Annotated in this window: 13 protein-coding genes; 7 read left to right on the forward strand and 6 right to left on the reverse strand. The window is 39.1% G+C overall.

Annotation, left to right across the window (positions count from 1 at the left end; genetic code table 11):
• Positions 1-57: 57 nt before the first annotated feature.
• The gene (locus ACTWPX_RS07250) at positions 58-1,272 is read right to left on the reverse strand and encodes a hypothetical protein (protein WP_443119136.1); all 1,215 of its coding nucleotides are present in this window, start codon (positions 1,270-1,272) and stop codon (positions 58-60) included.
• A 424-nt stretch (positions 1,273-1,696) separates the two neighbouring features.
• Between ACTWPX_RS07250 and ACTWPX_RS07255 the strand changes: the two genes are divergently transcribed.
• Together ACTWPX_RS07255 and ACTWPX_RS07260 are read left to right on the forward strand one after the other, a co-directional pair.
• Complete coding sequence (locus tag ACTWPX_RS07255) at positions 1,697-3,163, forward strand: flavin monoamine oxidase family protein (protein WP_443119137.1); 1,467 nt, start codon at positions 1,697-1,699, stop codon at positions 3,161-3,163.
• Positions 3,164-3,269: 106 nt separating this feature from the next.
• The gene (locus ACTWPX_RS07260) at positions 3,270-4,247 is read left to right on the forward strand and encodes an ornithine cyclodeaminase family protein (RefSeq protein ID WP_443119138.1); all 978 of its coding nucleotides are present in this window, start codon (positions 3,270-3,272) and stop codon (positions 4,245-4,247) included.
• A 362-nt stretch (positions 4,248-4,609) separates the two neighbouring features.
• On the opposite strand, the gene ACTWPX_RS07265 is transcribed toward ACTWPX_RS07260, so the two are convergent.
• From ACTWPX_RS07265 to ACTWPX_RS07280, 4 genes are all read right to left on the reverse strand, one after another.
• Positions 4,610-5,185 (reverse strand): cytochrome c oxidase subunit 3, encoded by a 576-nt coding sequence (locus ACTWPX_RS07265; RefSeq protein WP_443119139.1) that lies wholly within the window; start codon positions 5,183-5,185, stop codon positions 4,610-4,612.
• Entirely contained in the window at positions 5,178-7,100 is a 1,923-nt protein-coding gene (locus ACTWPX_RS07270; protein ID WP_443119140.1) for a cytochrome c oxidase subunit I, read from the reverse strand. Before ACTWPX_RS07270 ends, ACTWPX_RS07265 begins: the two co-directional genes overlap by 8 nt.
• Before the next feature lie 21 nt (positions 7,101-7,121).
• Positions 7,122-7,805, reverse strand: coding sequence for a cytochrome c oxidase subunit II (gene coxB, locus ACTWPX_RS07275; RefSeq protein WP_443119141.1), 684 nt, complete (start codon positions 7,803-7,805; stop codon positions 7,122-7,124).
• Positions 7,806-8,148: 343 nt separating this feature from the next.
• Positions 8,149-9,759, reverse strand: coding sequence for an FMN-binding glutamate synthase family protein (locus ACTWPX_RS07280; protein WP_443119142.1), 1,611 nt, complete (start codon positions 9,757-9,759; stop codon positions 8,149-8,151).
• Positions 9,760-10,348: 589 nt separating this feature from the next.
• Here ACTWPX_RS07280 and ACTWPX_RS07285 point away from each other — a divergent pair.
• The 4 genes from ACTWPX_RS07285 to ACTWPX_RS07300 all read left to right on the forward strand — a co-directional run bounded on the left by ACTWPX_RS07285 (position 10,349) and on the right by ACTWPX_RS07300 (position 15,924).
• Positions 10,349-12,151 carry a PTS mannitol-specific transporter subunit IIBC gene (locus ACTWPX_RS07285; protein WP_443119143.1) on the forward strand — a complete coding sequence of 601 codons (1,803 nt, stop codon included), beginning with the start codon at positions 10,349-10,351 and terminating at the stop codon, positions 12,149-12,151.
• A gap of 96 nt (positions 12,152-12,247) precedes the next feature.
• Positions 12,248-14,341, forward strand: coding sequence for a BglG family transcription antiterminator (locus ACTWPX_RS07290; protein ID WP_443119144.1), 2,094 nt, complete (start codon positions 12,248-12,250; stop codon positions 14,339-14,341).
• 18 nt (positions 14,342-14,359) lie between these two features.
• Entirely contained in the window at positions 14,360-14,800 is a 441-nt protein-coding gene (locus ACTWPX_RS07295; RefSeq protein WP_128524565.1) for a PTS sugar transporter subunit IIA, read from the forward strand.
• A complete protein-coding gene (locus ACTWPX_RS07300; protein WP_443119145.1) occupies positions 14,800-15,924 on the forward strand; it encodes a mannitol-1-phosphate 5-dehydrogenase in 1,125 nt (374 codons plus the stop codon). Before ACTWPX_RS07295 ends, ACTWPX_RS07300 begins: the two co-directional genes overlap by 1 nt.
• A gap of 678 nt (positions 15,925-16,602) precedes the next feature.
• On the opposite strand, the gene ACTWPX_RS07305 is transcribed toward ACTWPX_RS07300, so the two are convergent.
• Entirely contained in the window at positions 16,603-17,574 is a 972-nt protein-coding gene (locus tag ACTWPX_RS07305) for a C40 family peptidase (RefSeq protein ID WP_443119146.1), read from the reverse strand.
• A gap of 424 nt (positions 17,575-17,998) precedes the next feature.
• Between ACTWPX_RS07305 and betB the strand changes: the two genes are divergently transcribed.
• Positions 17,999-19,471: a betaine-aldehyde dehydrogenase gene (gene betB / locus ACTWPX_RS07310; RefSeq protein WP_443119509.1), complete on the forward strand. Its 1,473-nt coding sequence runs from the start codon at positions 17,999-18,001 to the stop codon at positions 19,469-19,471.
• The last annotated feature ends 167 nt before the right edge of the window (positions 19,472-19,638 follow it).

Raw genomic sequence — 19,638 nt, forward strand, 5'->3', positions numbered from 1 at the left:
GACTGCAAGTAATTTTTAGTAAATAAAGGATATTATTAAACTTCGTAACTACGATCATTACATTAAAAATGGATACACATAAATCTCTTCCATCGTTTCCATATATTTTTCCGGGGTCAACTTTAGTACCGCCTCTAATGTTTTGTCAGGTTCGAATAATTTTACTTTCCAAATATTCTTCAAGAAATTAAATTGGGTAATTAGTTCATGGACAGCAAATGCCTGCCAAAAGCTGTTTTTTTCTCTTTTTTTAAGTTGATAGCCTTTATAATGAGGTGTGTTTGTCAAGTATAAATTACAATGGAAAACTTTAACATATTTAGGGTTGAAGTGGAGGATGTCGAATAACACGTTGGGGAGGGCATTTGGATTTCCGCTAAATAGGAATTCAGCAGGTAAAGGAAAAAAAGCTCTACCTTCCTGGTTAGATATTTTGTCTTTCTGGTACTGATATCGAATACTTTTAAAGCACGAAAATTTTACATCGTTCAGGAAATAAGTATCTTTATTATTTAAATAGTTTGCTGTTCCACCATTATAATAAGAAACATCTATTCGATTACCAAAACCGTTCTTTGGTAATTCTCCTTTATAATTAAACCTGATCACAACATCAAAGGAGTTGATTTCTTTGGATAAATCTTCTATTACCGGCGCTGGTCCAACAATGGCTACCCTTTTCCCGCTTATATAATTAAAAAATGTCCGATCCGCTTTTGAAAAATTAGGTTCACATAAAATGTTGGCCTGTTTTTTATCACCTTTCAGTATGGTGTGGAATATTTCCCATCTATCCAATAATGACTTATCAAAGTCATTTTTTTTGATCATAGCGATAGTTTCATTCGCACTCTTGAGGTCTCCTTGGTCAGCAAATGCTTTCAAGGATTGTATTGAAGTATTATTAAATGATTCTCCAAATGAGTTATTTGTTGCACTCTCAATTCCTTTTGTCCTTGCAACATGAGCAACTTTAAAAAGACCATTGGATATTAATAAAAACACAAAACCATTCCACTTTATAGTCGGTAATGAATTTGCGCTCAGTTTAGACGTATGTTCGATAAGCACTTCTGAATAATTAGATGTGTATTTTTTTATATTGTGCCTTTGTTCTATAGCTCTTAACACCTTCTGTAAATAATCACTAGGTAACCCTTCATAATTTTCTAAGTTACTATTATATACATCGTTTAATTTTGATAACCCCTTCTGAAAAGCCTTATTATCTCCAACTTTCAATATATTTGTTATCTCGTTTGATTCCATCATTTATTTTTCATGCCACTTCTTGGCTTTTTCTTTATATCAATTGATATGGTTTTATAATTTTGAAAGCTTCTTTTATATGAAAAATTTAATCTTTTCAATTTTTTCTCTCCTAGAATTTATAATTTCTTAAACACCAATATAACTTAGGTTTAAGGCAATTTATTCTGGTTTTTTCATTCTCTATCATACATATGATTAAACTAATGTTTTTGTTACAGTTACATATTAAATACATGATTTAGGTTGAAAATATTAATCACTTTTTCAAACGGAATTTAGTACTATTTAGCCTTTCCCTCTTATTTAATAGCCTTCGCTTCAAGTCTATACTCCTTACTTGTGAAGTTTTTAATCTATGCTGTAATAGGGATGGAACATATTTCCTGAATATTTACATATAGGTTTAAATGGGGGGGAGATGTTGGTGGAAAATAATAGTACTTTAAGATATCCGAATGATTTGCTTTCAATCATCAGAAATGGTTTGCCTAAACAGGGGGAGTCCAAAAGAATTCTAATCATAGGAGCGGGAATGGCAGGGCTTGTTGCCGCTTCATTACTTAAGCAAGCAGGTCATGATGTGACTATATTAGAAGGCAACAATCGTATTGGCGGGAGAGTTTATACGATTAGATCACCCTTCTTTGGATTTGGGAATTACTTGGATGCTGGTGCAATGAGAATTCCGACAAATCACAAATTAGTGATGGAATATATACGGAAATTTGGTTTACCTGTTAATCCTTTTATCAACACCTCGCCCGAAGATTTGATTTATGCAAATAATGTCCTTACAACTAGGGAGTATTATGAAATAAATCCAGACGTTTTAAATTTTCCTTTGAAAGAGAATGAGAAAGGGAAAACTGCGAAAGAGCTTTTTTTGGAAGCTACCCAGCCTTTCATCGACCTATACTATGGTAGTACACTGGAGGAAAAGCAAAGACTGAGGGAGAAGTATTCTCATTACTCGATGAGAGAATTTTTAAAGTACAATCCCTTCAGCATTGATATGTCAGATGCTGCTATAAGGAAAATGTATGTTCTTTTAGGAATTGAGGGGTTTCCAGAGTATTCATTCATTGATATCTTAACTGATATCGCCTTCCCGATTTTCAGTCAATCTATAGATTTTATTGAAATTACGGGTGGGAACGATCTATTACCATGGTCTTTTTATCCTGAGTTAAAAGATAACATTTGGTTTAATCAGCAAGCTGAAAAAATATATCAGACCGAAAGTAGAGTAAAGGTTGAGACTATAAATCCTCAAACGAAATATAAAAGATGTTTTGATGCAGATTATGTAATTGTAACTATTCCATTTCCTTTGTTTCAATTTATAGATGTTTACCCCTATGAATCTATTTCATTTGAGAAATATCAAATAATAAGGGAACTGAACACTATAAATGCTGTCAAAATAGGAATGGAATTTAAGACCCGTTTTTGGGAGAGGGCAGGTGTAGGAAATGTTGTTACCGATCAACCGACGAGGTATTCCTACGTTTCAAGTCATGGCTTGGGCACTCATGGACCTGCCGTGTTATTAGCCAGTTACAGTTGGGGGCATGATTCAGAATTGTGGACGAGTTTACCCCTGGAGAAAAAAATCAAGGAAGCTCTCACAGATCTTTCTCAAATATACGGGGATATAGTATATGATGAGTATGTTACAACTGTGGCTTACGACTGGGGACTTAATTCCTTTTCAGCTGGAGCTTTCACTTTGTTTCTTCCAGATCAAGGGGAAATGTTAAACGAAGTGATGAGAAAACCGGAAGGGCGGTTGCATTTTGCTGGGGAAGGAGCTTCCAGTTTTCATGGTTGGATAGAAGGGGCAATTGAATCCGGTATTAGGGAAGCGTATGAAGTTAATAAAAGGATATGAAGTTACGGATGATAAAAAATTATTATATAAGCTGGTTTCAAAGAATTTATGACAATTACCATTGAAAATATATGGTTAGGAAGGAAGCAGGAAAGGATGAGTATGCTTGCTGATATTAAATAAAGAAGAACTAACTGGTTTGGTAGATATGGGAGAAATCATAGAGCGCACAGCTGTCGCATTAAAGGAATTTTCAGCAGAAAGAACAGTTACACCTATTCGTGCTGCCTTACCCTTTAATGAAGGTCAAAATACTGCATTAGTCATGCCTTCCGTAGCTGAAGAACTGGGAGGCGTGGGCTTAAAAGTAGTAACCGTAGCTCCAAATAATAATCAATTAGGGAAGAAAACCATAAATGGTGTGGTCATGCTATCAGACTTCGAAACCGGAGAACCTACCGCACTATTAGAAGGTTCTTATTTAACAATGGTTAGAACAGGCGCTTTATCTGGGGTAGCCACGAAATATTTGTCCCGTCAGGATTCTAAAAAGCTTTGTATTATCGGTACAGGGGCTCAAGCTGAAGGGCTGGTTGAATCTGTACTCTCTGTTCGGGATATTGAAGAGATTTCCCTTTTTAATCGTACAGAACAAAAAGCACACGAATTTGCTGAATATATTAAAGGGAAATTTGATAAACGTGTACGAGTATATTCAGACGCAAACGATGCTGTAAGTGAAGCTGATATTATTGTTACTGCAACAAACTCTTCAACACCGGTATTTTCTAAGTCATTAAAACCAGGTGTTCATGTGAATGCAGTAGGTTCTTTCAGGCCGACGATGCAGGAGTTACCCTCTCATGCAATGCCCTCAGCCAACAAAGTAGTGGTGGAATCAAAAGAAGCAGCTTTAGAAGAAACCGGTGATTTGCAAGTTCCAATTGAGGAAGGTATTTTTAAACCGAGCGACATCTATGGTGAGCTTGGGCAAATCGTGTCCGGAGAAAAGGAAGGCAGAGTCAGCGAAGAAGAAATCACAGTTTTCAAATCAGTTGGACTAGCTGTTGTGGATATTACAGTAGCCCAATATTTTTATAATAAAGCTATTGAAAAAAAGATAGGAACGAATGTTCAATTATAATTTGTAATTAAAGGTCTTTATTCCCCTTCCTTTTAAAAGCTCCCAAATGGCTTTGAAGAATAGTAGAAATTAACTTTCACCTTGGTAAGCTGATTTATGACCATTTCACAAAAATCAATTCTAAAGAAGGAAAAAAGAAGAATTGCTATGGCAGCTTCTAAAGTTCGTTTTTCTGTTGTAGTTTTCTCGGTTCTGCGTTGCAATTTTTAAATATTTCGTAATGAAGCCTCTCCTTAAGCTATTGATTAAGGGAGGCTTTTTTCTATTCTAATAGCTATGGTGTTCACTTTCTTGATTGTGAGAAGTCTATGATGCCGGGGCGGGGGATTTGCTTTCCTTAAAATAAGTAGTAATCATAAGAATCACAAAAGGTAAGGAGCATAAACAATCAAAAGGATAATAACCCATATTATATCAACGAAGTGCCAGTAGTAATTGAATATCTTATGTTTTTCCTTAAAGAGATTAAAAGGTAAAACTCTTCCCTGGATGAAAAGTACTATCATCCACCCCAGTCCAAACGTTACATGGGAAGCGTGCAATCCGACTAGTACATAATAAGATGACAAGAAATTGTTCGTAGATATAACGTGTCCTTCCATGATGAATTTACGAAACTCTTCTAATTCAAAGTACATAAAAGCAGCGCCTAATAAAAACGTAAGCCCAATCCCTGCCATGATCAGTTTCATATTTCGATCGTTCAGCCCTTTTTCCGCAATAAGGAGGGTCCCACTGCTTGATAGCAGAAAGATGGAGGCAAGGATGGTTGTCTTCAATTCGAATAATTCACTAGGGTGCGGGCCGACCTGAGGAGGAGTGTAAATGATATAAGTAGCAAATAATGTACTGAACATTATCGCTTCAACGAAAAGGTAGATGAAAAAGCCTGTTTTTTTATCATGAAATAAATCATGAGACGTGGTCTTACTACTCATTCTCCCTCTCCTCCTTCTCATATACGGACTTCCGCTCATCATTGAAGGCTCTTATTATAAAGGTACCTAACGACATTATCCCACCTGAAATTTGCATCCATAGCCACCCATAAATAAAACCAAAACTCAGAATAAATAAACCAGCAGACAAGAACAATGGCTGAATCGTGGGTGCAGAGATAGGTGTCGCCCTGTGGTTCTCTGTAGTAGGGATTTGCTTATTATTAATTTTCGCCCACCAAAACATATCTCTTCGTTCAATGATCGGCATCTTTTCAAACGGGTGCTCTGGTGGCGGTGACGGAATACTCCATTCCAATGTACGTCCATTCCATGGATCGTTCTCTACTTGTTTATTTTTTCGATGGGTTTTTACGATATTCCATAGGAAAAATAACATGGAAAAGCCCATGAGGTAAGCTCCAATACTACTAATAAAATTGTAAGCCCATATGCCATCGTCATATGTATAATCATAGACACGTCTAGGCATACCATTGAGCCCGGCTAAATGTTGAAGGAAGAACGTCATATGGAAACCGATGAGAAAAAGCCAAAAATGCCATTTCCCCAATTTATCATCTAATTTCATACCCGTCATTATTGGATACCAATAGTATATGGCAGCAAATGAAGCCAATATTGTAGAACCGACGATAACGTAATGGAAGTGGGCTACAACAAAGTATGAATCATGGAACTGCATGTCAGCGGCAGCTGAACTAAGCATGACTCCAGTGACTCCACCCATTACGAAGGTAGGGATAAACCCCAAAGCGAACAACATAGGGGCCTTGATGCTAATAACCCCGCGCCTCATCGTGAAAAGCCAGTTAAATACTTTGATCCCTGTAGGAATGGCTATCAGCATGGAAGCGACAGCAAAGAATGTATCAGAAAATGGGCCTAGTCCCACTGTAAACATATGGTGTGCCCATACCATTAATCCGAGTAAGCCGATTAATGCCAGTGCTGCCACCATAGAGGTGTATCCGAACACATTTTTTCTTGAGAAGTTAGAAATAATGTCGGAAAAAATACCAAACGCCGGTAAAGCGATGATATACACCTCTGGGTGGCCGAATATCCAGAAAAGGTGCTGCCAATAAACCGGATGACCTAATTCCCCCAGAAAGAAAGTGGCTCCGTAAAGCCTGTCAAATTGTAACAAGAGCAAGGCGATGGCCAGTACTGGGAAAGCAATGAGAATTAAAAAAGAAGTAATTAATGTCGCCCATGGAAAAAGGGGCATTCTCGTAAGCTTCAGTCCTGGAGCTCTTAAGCGTATTATGGTTGCCATCATATTAATAGCGGCAAATATAGTCCCAAGCCCTGAGACTTGGAGTCCGAATATGTAAAAATTGTTATTTGGTCCAACAGTAAACGAGTCGGTAGATAGAGGGGCATAGGCAGTCCATCCCATGTTTGGCGCAGCGTTAAAGAAAAATGCAAGAAAGAATATCGTTCCCCCCGTTAAAAATAAATAAAAACCAACCAAGTTTAAAAAAGGGAAAGCTAAGTCATTCGCCCCGATCTGCAGAGGGACAGCCACATTCATCAACCCGATTAAAATTGGAGTAGCTACAAAAAAGATCATCATTGTACCATGTGTGGTGAACAACTCATTAAACTTCTCTCCCTGAAAAACCCAAAATTGGTTTTCTGGCGAGATAAGCTGGGTTCGCATTAATAAAGCATCCACTCCCGCTCTAAAAAAGAAAAGCATCGAAAAGAGGATATATAATGTCCCTACTTTCCTATGATTGGTGCTTGTTGCATAATCCCAAACCAGCGGCCAATAGCGCTTTTTTGTAATCCAATATAAAACGATAGGAAGTGCTATGATGGCAGATATCCAGCCTGCAATAACGTCAGAAGGTATATTGATAAGGTTGCCGTTAAAAGTGAATTCCATAGGTTCACCCCTTTTTATCGTTTATTTTTCTTTTGCCAGCCACTTCTCGAAGTCTTCCACTGGTATTACTTCAGTAACAAATCTCATATCAGCATGCAAAATACCGCAGAACTCTGCGCATTTTCCTTGGTATGTCCCCACTTCATTCGGAGCTACCTTTAATTTATTTTCCTTTCCCGGGATAGCGTCTTTTTTCCCCACTAACCTAGGAATCCAAAAAGAATGAATCACGTCTGTGGATTTTAAGTGGAAAACCACTTCTTTGTCGACTGGAAGCACTAACTTATCATGCGTTTCTCTTCCATTTTCATATTGGAAAGTCCATCTCCATTGTTCACCAACAACATTGACGTGGAGAGCCTCTTCCGAATTTGCATCTGTATCCGATACTTGAAACGTATATATTATCGTAGGAATAGCTAATCCGGTAAGTAAAATTATAGGTACGGTCGTCCAAATGATTTCCAACGTACGGTTCCCTTCCTCATGCTGTGGGATATCTGTCCTGTTTTTATCTGTTTCTCGATATTTGACGGTAAATAGAATGAAAAGTATGGATACCACTGCAACGACAAACATCATAATGCCAAAACTCAAATTGATCAGGAAAGCTTGATCAGCTCCTGTCTCACTTATCGGGTTAAGCGTGCGAAGATTACAACCAGACAAAAATGGAGCGGTCAGGAAAATGAACCATCTCTTCATATGTAACTCAACCTTTTCCTAGAATTTTGAAAGCCATACTAATCTAAGTAACCCATAATATAAGCATCGAAACCCTTTATATAAAAGCTGTTTAGTAACTATTCATTTACGCATTCTCAGGGAAGTGTCTCGAGGTCTTTTGAAAACTCTTTAGAATATGGGTGTTGGGAAAAAACACTATCATGGTTTTTATCTTACTCCGTGAAGAGCTACTGAAGAAAAAGGATATTTCTTCAGTAGCGAAGTTGAAAATTATTTCCTCTGAAATAGTAAAGTTCGGCCCAATACTAAGGAAAAGTAAAACGTTAATTATCGTCTGCCTTAGACCCGGACATCCAAGACGTTAATATTTTTTCTCATTCCTAGCATCGTCATGGCTGGAGGTGCTCAAATGATCGGATACCGAATGAATTTGACTGAGCTCTTTTTTGTATTTAATATGTTGACGTGCAAATTTCCTTGGGGTATCAAGACCAGCAGCAATGGCCGAATTGTATAAGCCTTCTCTTAAAGACACTAAATAATTACACGTTCGATATTTCTTTTCTTCAATTTCCAGAGCTTTTTGAAGTTTAGGGTCAGTGGTTGCCACTCCTACTGGACAGTTATTCGTATGGCACACCTCTGCAAGTATGCAGCCTACGCTGATCATAAATCCTCTCGCAATATTTACCATATCTGCACCAAGTGACAAGGCCATTGCGATTTTGTCAGGAGTAACAAGTTGACCGGATGCAATTATATGGGTCTTGTCGCGGATTCGATATTTAATCATTAAATCGTGGACCAGAGGTAACGCAGCAAAAGTTGGCAGACCTGCTGAATCAGCAAGTTCAAAATAGGAGGCTCCAGTTCCACCATTCCCTCCATCTACGGTAATAAAGTCAGGAACCGATTGTTCCTCGCTCATTATTTTAATCATATCTTCTACTTCATCTTCTGACCCTACTACAATTTTTATTCCAACAGGTTTACCGCCGATTTCTCGCAATTCCTGGATAAAGGAGAGCATTTCCTTTACATTATCAAATTGATGGAAACGATTGGGGCTGTCAATATCTTCGTGAGGTTCCACGTCCCTTATAGTGGCGATTTCTTCTGTAACTTTTTTAGCAGCTACATGTCCTCCACGCGTTTTTGCTCCTTGGCCTAACTTTAATTCGAAAGCTTTTACTTGCTCAACCTCCGCTTTCTTTTTAAATTCTCCCCAAGAAAATTCCCCATCTTTAGTTCGGACCCCAAATAACCCCGGGCCAATCTGCATGATTACATCAACATCACCCTTAAGGTGATAAGAAGTCAAACTTCCTTCGCCTGTATTCATCCAAGTGCCGCCAGCCATTCCTAACCCTTTGGATAAGGCTGTGATGGCGTGGTCCCCTAAGGAACCGAAACTCATGGCTGATTGACCAATAAGGCCTTTAGTTTTAAAGGGGTGTTTAACAGTGTTTTCTCCAATGACGATTTGATCTTCTTCAGGTAGATAAAAAGGATCTAGTTTATCCTCCTTTCTATGCTCTTTTCTTGTGAAAAGTTTATTTTCATCAATTTCATATAAATAGGTTTTAATCTTTGGCTCTTGCACGACTCTTAATTCCTCATATTGTGTTGGAAACAGAGTATTCGCTATATAATAACCATTAGACTCAAAATCGCGATTAGATCCAAAGCCGATCATTCGACTATTATATTTACCAGCCACATTTACAAAAGTGAACTCGCGCCTATTGAAAGGTTTCCCGGCATTATCCTCATTATATAGATACTGCCTTAGCTCTGGCCCCATCTTCTCTAAAACGTAACGTGCTTTTCCAAGAATCGGATAATTCCGTAAAATTGAATGTTCATCCTGCCTTTTATCATGGAAATAAAGACGGAATGTTATGAAAGCCGGTACAGCAAACATGAGCAATACTAAAATCGCTAATAAGATGAGCATTACGTTTTCAAACATCTTACCACCTCCAGCTAAACCATGTATGGACCATAACAACCAGGGTAATACAAACCCATTGGACATCAAAAAAGGGAAATAACAGTCATGACTTTATGTTTTTTACGAACAAAATTTGTATGTATTTTACATCCACTGAGCTGTCACATAGAGCACTGATAAACAAAATTGCTTCATACTCTTCTCACTTATATCCTTGCTATATAACCTGTAACCAGAACGAAGTTTATTTAAACTAGTAAAAAAGGAAGCAGGTGATTCATTAATACAGGGTGAATCTCTTTCCGTATAGGGGTAATCTGTCGTATGTTTATAACACTATCAATCGCACACTTTTTGGAAACCGTGGATTATTTAACTGGACCCCATGTTACTATAAAGCTGTTTCTTTCGTTTAATAAATATAGTAGGGCAACTTATCTACTGAATTTTTCATGAGTAACTGAGTTTCTTCTATTAGAATAGTCTCAATTTAATAATGTCAACAATGCTTCTGACAAACATGCATTTAGATTAGATTGAACTGGCCCTGTAACCGCTTTAAAATTAAGTTAAAGATAAAGTATCAAAGAGACGAGGAGGAAATTTGATGGCTCAAAACAATGAGAAATCAGGAGTTAGGGCGAGAGTCCAGAAGTTCGGCAGCTTTTTAAGCAGTATGATCATGCCGAACATTGCTGCGTTTATCGCCTGGGGTATTATCACTGCTTTATTTATCCCAGATGGATGGTTACCGAATGAAGACCTTGCCGGTATGGTAGGGCCTATGATCAACTACCTATTGCCATTATTAATTGCTTTTACAGGTGGACGTTTGATTCATGGGTTACGTGGTGGAGTTGTTGCTGCAACAGCTACCATGGGTGTCATTGTCGGTTCACCGGATACGCCGATGTTCCTTGGGGCGATGGTCGCAGGTCCGATTGCTGGTTATTTAATGAAGAAAGTGGACGAATTCTTTGAAGGAAAAGTTCGTCAAGGCTTTGAAATGCTCGTAAATAACTTCTCCGCAGGGATTTTAGGTGCGGTGTTGGCTATTGCTGCTTACTACACGTTAAGCCCGCTCTTCTCAGGTATTACTGAGGTTCTCGGTATGGGTGTAGACTTCTTGATCTCTGCTGGTTTACTTCCATTAGCAAACATATTCATAGAACCTGCCAAAGTCGTGTTTTTAAACAATGCTATCAACCACGGTATCTTAACACCGCTTGGTAGCGAACAATCTGTTGAAACAGGGAAATCGATTTTATTCTTACTTGAAGCGAACCCTGGTCCTGGACTTGGCGTCTTACTAGCCTTTATGTTCTTTGGTAAAGGAGCGTCCAAACAAACGGCTCCAGGGGCAGCGATTATTCAGTTTTTGGGTGGAATACATGAGATCTACTTCCCTTATATCTTATCCAAGCCTCTTATCATTCTTGGTGCTATGGCGGGGGGTATTTCAGGAACCGCAACCTTTGCTTTCTTTAATGCTGGACTGACAGCTGCTGCTTCACCAGGTAGTATCATCGCAGTATTAGGGATGACACCAAGAGGAAGTTATGTCGGAGTTGTAGCAGGGGTGATAGTTGCTGCCGCCGTTTCCTTTATCGTATCTTCGATTATTTTGAAATCCAGTAAAGCTGATGACGAAGGTGATATGGAAGAAGCAACTGCTAGGATGGAAGGTATGAAAGGGAAGAAAAGTGGAGTATCTGATCAATTAACAGGGAAGCAGGATACTGAAAGCACTTCAAATGAAACTGTAAATACAGAAAAAGTCCCTGAACTCGATTACTCCCAAGTCGATAAAATCATTTTTGCTTGTGATGCCGGCATGGGCTCGAGCGCGATGGGATCCTCTTTGCTGAAAGATAAATTCAAAAAAGCGGACATTGACATTGAAGTCACTAACATGGCGATCAATGACTTGCCTCAGGATGTGGATGTAGTCATTACCCACAAAGACTTGACGGAACGCGCTAAGCAGAAAGTGCCTCATGCCAAACACATTTCTGTAGAGAATTTCCTGAATAGTCCTCAGTATAATGAGTTAGTGGAAGAATTAAAGAATGGTTCAAGTGCTAGTGAGGAACATGAAAGTACAGAAGATGTTCCAGCTCTTGATCGTTCCAATGTTGATAAAATCATTTTTGCCTGCGATGCAGGGATGGGATCAAGTGCGATGGGATCCTCTTTGCTGAAGAATAAATTCAAAAAAGCAAACATTGATATCAATGTCACTAACATGGCGATCAACGACTTGCCGCAGGATGTGGATGTAGTCATTACCCACAAAGATCTGACAGAACGCGCAAGGCAGAAAGCGCCAACTGCTCATCACATTTCCGTAGAGAATTTCTTGAATAGTCCTAAATATGATGAATTGGTAGAAACACTGAAAAACAATTGATTCACTTCCAAAAAAGAGTCGAATATGGCTCTTTTTTGGTTATATCATCGCTCTTAGCCCATTCTAATATTACGTGAAGAGAAGGGAGGGAATAACGTGTATATATCAGCAAGAGAAAGAAAAGTCATTCAATTGCTGCTGGAAGCTCACCAGGATATTCCCGTAAAAGAGGTCGCGGATTTGTTGGACGTCAGCACCCGGACCGTTCATCGTGATTTAAAAGGGGTGGAATCCATATTAAGTAATCATGGATTGGAGCTTCAGAAAAAATCCGGGAGCGGGTTGGCTATTCTCGGCAATAGGGAAGATGAAGATGCATTGAAATCAGCCATTTACGGACATGACTTGTTGGACTATACACCTGAAGAACGTCAAGTGTTAATTCTTTCCCGACTGCTTGAGGCAAAAGAACCTGTCAAACTGCTCACTTTTGCAAATGAGTTGGGAGTTACAGTTGCCACCATCAGTCATGATCTTGATAAAATCGAAGACGTGCTAAAAGACTTTCAATTGTACTTACTTCGAAAACGTGGATACGGTGTGGAGGTTCAAGGGGATGAGGCTAATATCAGAGAAGCGATAAGGTTCATCATCATGCAACGTATGGATGAGCACGATTTTTTACGACTTCTTCGCGACAATGTTCAGGCGGGCTCTCCCATGCTGGATTCTGTATCGGACCACCTTCTCGGTCTTGTGAACAAGGAAAAAATTTCTCTTATTGAACAAACAGTAGATACAATTCGTGAGCAGCTTGCTTATCCTTTGGCAGACAGTGCTTATATCGGATTGGTCATTCACCTGGCTTTGGCGATTGAGCGGCTTCAGCAGGGGGAATTTATACAAATGGAGGATGAATACCTCTCAGAATTAAAAGTATCCCGTGAGTTTGAAGCAGCTGAAAAATTAATAGAGAAACTGGAACAGAAATTCGATCTTGATATACCAGAGGCTGAGACAGGGTATATCACGATGCATTTAATGGGAGCAAAAGTTCGGTACAATGAAGACTTTGTTCTTGAAGAGAGTAGTTTAAGTGTAGCTTTCAAGGCTAAGCAAATGATTGAATTCGTATCTAGTTCCATTCAAATAAATTTGTATGAATCCAAACAACTGCTGAATGACTTGGTCATCCATTTAAAGCCAAGCCTATACCGGATTCAACAAGGAATGGATATTTCAAATCCATTAAAAGACCAAATTGAAGAAGATTATCCAGAACTTTTCGCTGTTTTAGAAAAAGCTGTTCAGCACGTATTCCCTCTTTTGAAATTTCCAAAGGAAGAAACCGCTTTTTTAGTCATGCATTTTGCCAGTGCCTTGTTAAATATGGAAGGGGGCAAATGGGTAAGGGCGTTAGTCGTATGTTCAAGCGGAATCGGAACAGCCAAAATTTTATCTGCTAAACTTCAAAGTCAATTTCAGGAGATTGAAGAAGTCGACCATCAGTCTTTATTTGATTTGAAAGAATTGGATTTTAGTGATTATGATTTAATTGTCTCAACGATACCACTAGAAAAAGTCGAAGATTATGTACTCGTTAACCCAATGCTCCCTACAGCTGATGTCCATCGTATTCAACATAGAATCAGGAAGGTTAAAATCGTGGAGACGATGAAGAGGGTTGATCAACCTGTGCCTGGGAAAATGGAAGATGAAACGCTTCAAGCCATTCAGGATTCTGTAAACAGTGTTCAGCGCTATGCAACAGTTGTCAGTCAAATATTGAACACGCTATATGTATATGAGTTTTCGTCACAGGACAAAAAAGAAATTTTAGACCGCACCTGTGAGCGACTTGTAAACGAAGGAGCCCTAAAGGATTGGGAGTCGATCACGAAATATTTACTTGATAGAGAAAAGATCGGGGGTCTTGGGGTCCCTGATACGGGGTTAGCTCTCTATCACACACGTCAAGATCACATCCCTGTTCCTTCTTTCACGGTGATCCTCCTTGACCATCCCATAGCTATCAAGGGAATGGATGGGGAAAGTATGAATTCGAATGTAATTATTTTAATGCTCGCCCCAAAGGATATAAGTAAAGAAGGACTTGAAGTTTTGAGTTTTCTCAGTTCTCTGCTCATTGAAGATCCTGAGAGTACGAAAGCATTTCAATCAAAAGATGAACACGTCATAAAAAACTATGTTTCTAATCAGATTCATCAGTTTTTTAAAGAAAAATTATAATCAAAGAGGAGAATGAATATGTCTGAAAATATTTTAACTGCTAAAACCATTGAAATGAACCAAAGTTTTGATTCCAAAGAGGAAGCGATTCGATATACAGGTGCCTTGCTTCGTGACAATGGTTATGTGAACGAAGAATATATTGACCATATGCTTGAACGGGAAAAGGTCACTTCAACATTCATGGGGAATTATGTAGCGATTCCGCACGGAACAGAAGATGCGAAAAAAGCAGTTCTGGAGACTGGGATCGCTGTTGTGACTGTTCCAGAAGGAGTGGACTTTGGAGATGGAAACATCGTTAAATTGCTCATCGGGATTGCCGGGAAAGGAGACGAACATTTAGAGGTCCTTTCTAAAATCGCGATTGTATGCTCAGAGGAAGAGAACATTGATAAGATTATTAGTGCAAAATCCAAAGAAGAAATCATCAGCATTTTTAATGAGGTGACGGACTGATGAAAGCCGTTCATTTCGGAGCTGGGAATATTGGAAGAGGGTTCATTGGAGCATTACTATTCCAATCAAATTATGAAACCACTTTTGTAGATGTTAACACGGAATTGATTGACGAACTGAATAAGAAAGAGTCTTACCGTGTTGAGCTCGCCGGTACGGAAGATTACATGGAAGTGACCAACGTATCCGGGTTGAACAGCTTGAATGATGAAGAAAAAGTCATAGAAGCCATTACTGAAGCAGAAGTCATTACGACGGCGGTCGGTCCGAATGTTTTACCAATGATCGCTCCTTTGCTGGCTAAAGGGTTGGGAGAGAAGAAGAGCACTGGGCTCGTCATTGCGTGCGAAAATATGGTCGGAGGTACGGAAATCCTCAAAAACCACGTGTTTGAAAACTTAGATGAAGAGCAGAAAGAATGGGTTTCTAACCGAATCAGTTTTCCAAACGCTGCGGTTGATCGGATTGTTCCTAACCAAAACCAGAAAGATCCACTAACTGTAATGGTAGAGCCGTATTATGAGTGGGTAGTAGAGACGTCTTCCGTTACCAGTGAACTCCCTGACATTAAAGGCATCACTTACGTGGAAGATTTGACACCTTACATTGAAAGAAAATTATTTACAGTAAATACCGGCCATGCTGTGGCTGCCTATCTTGGAAAATACAACGGGCACCATACAATTAAAGAAGCTCTGGAAGATGCAAAGATTAAAAATAAAATTCAAGCAGCCTTAGGTGAATCCGGTGGAGTTCTCATTGAGAAATATGGATTTAACACAGAGGAACACCAGGAATACATTGATACAATAATCAGCCGGTTCGAAAACCCGGACCTTTCTGATGAAGTCACACGGGTGGGGCGTGGCCCAATTCGTAAGCTGGGACCTAAGGATCGGCTTGTGCGCCCTGCGTTAGAATATATCCGCTTGAAAAATGAGGAACCAGTTCACCTGGCTGAAGTGATTGCAGCTGCCCTTGATTACCGTAATGAAGATGATGCAGAAGCCGTCGAGCTAGGGGATATGATTCGTAAGAAAGGTAAAGTAGGAGCCTTTTGTGAAATTGCAGAGATAAATGAGGATCATCCACTTGTCAAAGCAGTAGAAAAGCATATTAACTAAAACAGGCACCCTATTGAGTAGGCATGATGAAATGTCAACTCTATAGGGTGTTTTTCTTTAGGGAGGAGCCGAATCTGAAAAAGATGGCACCGTTTTTTTACAGAAATCGTATCCTTAATCAGGCATAGTAATTTATTATGTCATCGGTATAGATGAGACTTCATAAACAAGAGACCAACCTCTACATTTTACATTATCATCAACTACTAGTTTTCTTCTACCCATTTCTCAGTTCCATCTATAGGATTTGCTTATCTTTGGATAACAGTTCAACCACTATTGAATTCGGAAGTAGAAACGAAGTAAGAAAATACTTAAAAGAATAACGGAGGGGATAAGACGAAGCAGATTATTCACACTTGGAAACCGCATGAAGAGCTGACCAGTTTTATTTCTTTAGATGAGTTCAAGCAAATTACTTATCGTCTTGAGCTAAAGTTCACTTTGTTGGATGAGCACGGTGTTAATTCTATAGGGAAACAAGTGACGTTTATATTTGATTACCCATTTGGAGTTCGGTACTCTGAAGAAGCTGACAGAGTAGATATTATCAAAGCTGAATTAATTGATGAACAGTCTGACAGGTTTTACTATGACCGTAGTGGTTTGCTTTTTATAAAAAAACAGATGAGAGGTTTAATCACCTCTCATCTGGGTTAAAGGAATGTATATAATTATTTAATCTAAAGCACGATACAAGAATGCACTGAATTCAGCTCTTGTTGCTTCTTCGTTAGGGCGGAATGTGTTGTCATTATATCCTGTAGCAATAGAATTGGAAGCTAGTGCATACACGTCATCATAGGCCCAATGAGAAGATTTCACATCTTTAAAATGATTAGAACTGTTTTTGCTGGTAAATTCGAAAGCTCTGTTGACGATCGCGGCTATTTCAGATCGAGTAATATCTTCATCTGGTTTGAAAGTACTGTTTCCATAACCATGGACCAAACCAGCTTCAACTGCAGCATTGATGTAACCATAAGCCCAGTGAGATGAGGAGACATCCTTGAAATGACTGGAGGAAGAAGAGTTAAGGTTCAATGACTTGCTTACCATTTTAGCAACTTGTGCTCTGGTTACATTGTCTGTAGGGCCGAAACTTCCATCAGTTAAACCATTGATGATTTCTTCGTCATTTAAATGCTTTATTTCATCATAAGCCCAGTAATCAGTTGAAACATCGCTGAAGAAACTGTTATCTAAAAACCTTTTGGCACCCGTATATTTATCTCCCCAATAACCTGAGAACACGGGATCAACGGCAACTCCTCTGCTTTTAGTAGCAGAAATCATTTTCCCATCTCCGATATAGAACCCTACATGGGAGATGCCTTTTTTGTGTGTTCCGGAAAAGAAAACTAAGTCTCCTTTTTGAAGGTTCGATGCTGCTATAGATGTCCCTTGTTTATATTGATCATAGGAACCCCTTGAAAGATTAATTCCTACTTTCTCCATTACATAGTATGTAAATCCTGAACAATCAAACCCATCCGGGGATTCTCCACTCCACTCGTATGGAGTTCCAAGATGTTTTTTTGCACGTTGGATCACTTCATCGCCAGAAGCTGTTGCTGCGTGAGTATGTGGTACAAACATTGTCATTACTAAAAGGCTGGCTAAAACGACACTGAAAAATTTCCTTCCCAAAGAATATTCCTCCTGATTATGTATTGATTGGTAGTTTTTTCTCATATAATATATCGTAGCATATTATAATTCGACACGATTTTACAGTTGTGTAACAAATATGCTGAATTTCTATTTATTTTTTAATCTATCAAGTTATTGTTAATGCCTATCAGTTTGAACATAAGGCTACCTCATTTGAAGAGTTACTTATTTTCAAACACTTACGATACAAAGCTGCCAATCGAAAGACTACTCCCTTTATTGGGAAGTAGTCTTTTTGTTTATAACTCAAACAATTTTGTATTTCAGCTTTCTTTTTCATAATTATTGTTTCCTTCGAGCTAATTTTGACAGCTGTAGAAAGACATGTTAGTGTTAAAAACGTTAAATAAATTCTTAACAAACTTAACTTACTTCAAAATTGGAGTTGATCAAATTGAACTTGAACTTAAAACTGCAACAATACATTGATGGTAACTGGGTGGACGCGAAATCAGCGAACACTCGCAATATTATTAATCCATTTAACCAGGAAATTATCGCCGTTGTTCCTGAAGGTGATGAATCAGATACAAAAGCAGCCATCGCTGCAGCAAGAGCATCATTTGATAACGGAGAATGGGCTTTTACTCCAGCTACTGAACGAGGGGCTGTCGTAAGAAGAATTGCTGAATTGATCGAAAGAGACAAAGAAGAACTTGCTTATTTAGAATCTTTGGATACTGGCAAAACAGTAGAAGAAAGCCGTGGAGATATGGATGATATCGCCGACGTGTTTCGCTATTATGGAGAACTTGCTGATAAAGATGGCGGCGAGCTGATCGATTCTCCAGTGCCAAACTCGAACAGCAAAGTGGTTCATGAACCAGTGGGTGTTTGTGCACAAATTACACCGTGGAATTATCCTTTACTTCAAGCGTCCTGGAAACTGGCTCCAGCGCTTGCTACTGGAAATACGTTAATCATGAAGCCGAGTGAAATTACACCACTTACTACTATAAAAGTATTTGAACTCATGGAAGAGGCTGGCGTGCCAGCGGGTGTTGCTAACCTGGTCCTAGGTGCAGGCAGTACAGTTGGCGCAGAGCTGGCTGATAACACAGATGTAGATCTTATTTCTTTTACAGGCGGCATAGCGACCGGAAAGAAAATTATGCAAGCAGCAAGCGTGAATGTGAAGAAGCTTGCCCTAGAGCTTGGCGGGAAAAACCCGAATATCATCTTTGCTGATGCTGATTTTGATATAGCTGTCGATCAAGCAATGAATGGAGTGTTCTTCCACGCAGGACAAATCTGTTCTGCCGGTACAAGACTGATTGTAGAAGAAAGCATTCACGATGAGTTCGTTAATGCGCTTGTGGAACGAGTGAAAAAATTCAAACTGGGAAGCGGGTTTGATGAAGATACTCAAATGGGTCCGCTTATTTCAGCTGAACACCTTGAGAAAGTAGAGAAGTATGTAGAAGCAGGGGTTAAAGAAGGGGCAACCTTAGTTGTTGGCGGCAAACGTCCGGAAGATCCGGAATTGCAAAAAGGATTTTTCTACTTGCCTACAATTTTCACAGACTGCACAACAGACATGACCGTTGTTCAAGAAGAAGGTTTTGGTCCGGTTATCACGGTGGAGAAATTCAGTACAGAAAAAGAAGCAGTAAAGCTTGCGAATGACTCGATTTATGGACTTGCTGGCGGCGTTTTTACTAGCGATAGTGCAAAAGCTGAACGCTGTGCAGCAAAAATGCGCATGGGAACGGTTTGGATCAATGAATTCAACCTTTATTTCCCACACGCTCCTTGGGGTGGATTTAAGCAATCAGGTATTGGACGCGAACTAGGCAGGCTAGGGATGGAAGAATATACAGAAACAAAGCATATATTCCAAAACTATAAACCTGAATATATGAACTGGTTTTAAACAGCCCATATATTATTCATTGTTTGATAGAAGCATTATGATGAGAGGATTCAAACTCTCGCAATCTCAAGCTTCTACGAAAAACAAAATCGATTGACTGGATTTTATAAATGAAGAAGGGCTATGGAGCAATGCTTTTCCTATTGTCTGAAGCCCTTCCTTTCAAT

The organism is Halobacillus sp. H74, assembly GCF_052246715.1.
GTDB lineage: Bacteria > Bacillota > Bacilli > Bacillales > Halobacillaceae > Halobacillus > Halobacillus litoralis_A.

What these genes read in the sequence shown, in the direction of transcription:
- ACTWPX_RS07250 (WP_443119136.1), bottom strand. Translation starts at nt 1,272, where the DNA reads ATGATGGAATCAAACGAGATAACAAATATATTGAAAGTTGGAGATAAT.
- ACTWPX_RS07265 (WP_443119139.1), bottom strand. Translation starts at nt 5,185, where the DNA reads ATGAGTAGTAAGACCACGTCTCATGATTTATTTCATGATAAAAAAACA.
- ACTWPX_RS07270 (WP_443119140.1), bottom strand. Translation starts at nt 7,100, where the DNA reads ATGGAATTCACTTTTAACGGCAACCTTATCAATATACCTTCTGACGTT.
- coxB (WP_443119141.1), bottom strand. Translation starts at nt 7,805, where the DNA reads ATGAAGAGATGGTTCATTTTCCTGACCGCTCCATTTTTGTCTGGTTGT.
- ACTWPX_RS07280 (WP_443119142.1), bottom strand. Translation starts at nt 9,759, where the DNA reads ATGTTTGAAAACGTAATGCTCATCTTATTAGCGATTTTAGTATTGCTC.
- ACTWPX_RS07285 (WP_443119143.1), top strand. Translation starts at nt 10,349, where the DNA reads ATGGCTCAAAACAATGAGAAATCAGGAGTTAGGGCGAGAGTCCAGAAG.
- ACTWPX_RS07295 (WP_128524565.1), top strand. Translation starts at nt 14,360, where the DNA reads ATGTCTGAAAATATTTTAACTGCTAAAACCATTGAAATGAACCAAAGT.
- ACTWPX_RS07300 (WP_443119145.1), top strand. Translation starts at nt 14,800, where the DNA reads ATGAAAGCCGTTCATTTCGGAGCTGGGAATATTGGAAGAGGGTTCATT.